At 50.0% G+C, this 254-nt stretch carries 1 protein-coding gene; it reads left to right on the forward strand.

The window, feature by feature from the left end; translation table 11 throughout:
- Positions 1-254, forward strand: a 254-nt coding sequence (locus tag SB756_RS32560) for a hypothetical protein (RefSeq protein ID WP_410913573.1), incomplete at both ends; no start/stop codon positions are given.

Consider the following 254-nt stretch of genomic DNA (forward strand, 5'->3'; position numbering starts at 1 on the left):
GTTAATGAAAGACGCACCAAAACAGGAAGTGAAAACCAGCAATGGCGTAGTGGAGAAAGATTACACGCTGGCAGAGTCGATGCGTAAACCGCAGTACTGGATGTTAGCGGTAATGTTCCTGACTGCCTGCATGAGCGGCCTGTATGTGATTGGGGTAGCGAAAGATATCGCCCAAAGTCTGGCACACCTTGATGTGGTTTCCGCAGCCAATGCAGTCACTGTTATTTCCATCGCCAACCTTTCAGGTCGTCTGG

This window comes from Pseudomonas sp. SIMBA_068 (assembly GCF_046534705.1).
GTDB classification, from domain to species: Bacteria; Pseudomonadota; Gammaproteobacteria; order Pseudomonadales; family Pseudomonadaceae; genus Aquipseudomonas; species Aquipseudomonas putida.